At 70.9% G+C, this 1,211-nt stretch carries 1 protein-coding gene; it reads right to left on the reverse strand.

The features are described from left to right. A partial coding sequence (locus G3N92_RS34130; RefSeq protein ID WP_206131882.1) for a polyketide synthase occupies positions 1 to 1,211 on the reverse strand: 1,211 nt, incomplete at both ends.

The raw sequence follows: 1,211 nt of genomic DNA on the forward strand, positions 1-1,211 counted from the left end.
TCTCGGCGTCAGCATGCCGTGCCGCATCTGCAGGATCACCTTGGTCAGCCCGGCGATGCCGGCCGCCGCCTCGAGATGGCCGATGCCGGATTTCACGGAACCGAGCGCGCAGAAGCCCGTCTCGGGCGTGTCCTCGCGGAACGCCTGCGTCAGCGCATCGATCTCGATCGGATCGCCAAGCTCGGTGCCCGTGCCGTGCGCCTCGACATAGCCGATCTCGTGCGCGGCCACGCCGGCGCGGCGCAGCGCCATGCGCACCACCTCGCGTTGCGCGGCCGGATTGGGAACGGTGTAGCCGTTGGCCTTGCCGCCGTGATTGACGGCCGTGGCGCGCACCACCGCATGAATCCGGTCGCCGTCGGCCAGCGCGCGCGACAGCGGCTTCAGCAGCACGCAGCCCACGCCCTCGCCGGGCACGAAGCCGTTGCCGTCGAGGCCGAAGCTCTTGCAGCGGCCATCGGTGCTCAGCATCCGCGACGCCGAGAGGTTCACGTAGCTCGCCGGGTGCAGATAGAGATTGACGCCGCCGGCCAGGGCCAGCTCGCAATCCCCGCGATAGAGGTGCTCGCAGGCTTCGTGCAGCGCGGTCAGCGACGACGAGCACATGGTGTCGATCGGCATGCTCGGGCCGTTCAGGTCGAGCGCATGCGACACGCGGTTCGCCACGCTGGCGAACGACGCCGACGGCCTCACCCAGCCGCCGCCTTCGCCGCGATACGCGGCGTGCCGCCCGAAATCGTTCTTGGTCACGCCGGCGAACACGCCGACGCGCGAGCCGTGACGCGCGGCCAAGCGCGCGCGCGAATAACCGGCATCCTCGCAGCACTGCCACGCGGCCATCAGGAACAGGCGCTCGTGCGGATCCATGGACACCGCGTCGCGCGGCGCGATCCGGAACAGCAACGGATCGAACTCGGCGAAGCCCGGCAGGAAACCGCCCCACTTCGCATAGCTCTTGCCTTGCGCGACGGCCGTATCCGGATCCGGTTCGAAGAACCCGTCGAGCGGCCAGCGCTCGGCCGGCACCTCGCCGATCGCGTCGTGACCCGCGCACAGATTGCGCCAGAACTGGTCGAGATCGGGCGCGTTCGGATACTGGCCGCTGAGGCCGATGATCGCGATCGGCTCGCGTGCGTCCGGGGTGGCGGGCGATGCAAGCGCCGCTGCCGCGGCAGGCGCTGCGGCCTCGGCGGCGGCCGGAGCGGCGGCGG

The sequence above is a fragment of the Burkholderia sp. Ac-20379 genome, assembly GCF_017104645.1.
GTDB lineage: Bacteria > Pseudomonadota > Gammaproteobacteria > Burkholderiales > Burkholderiaceae > Burkholderia.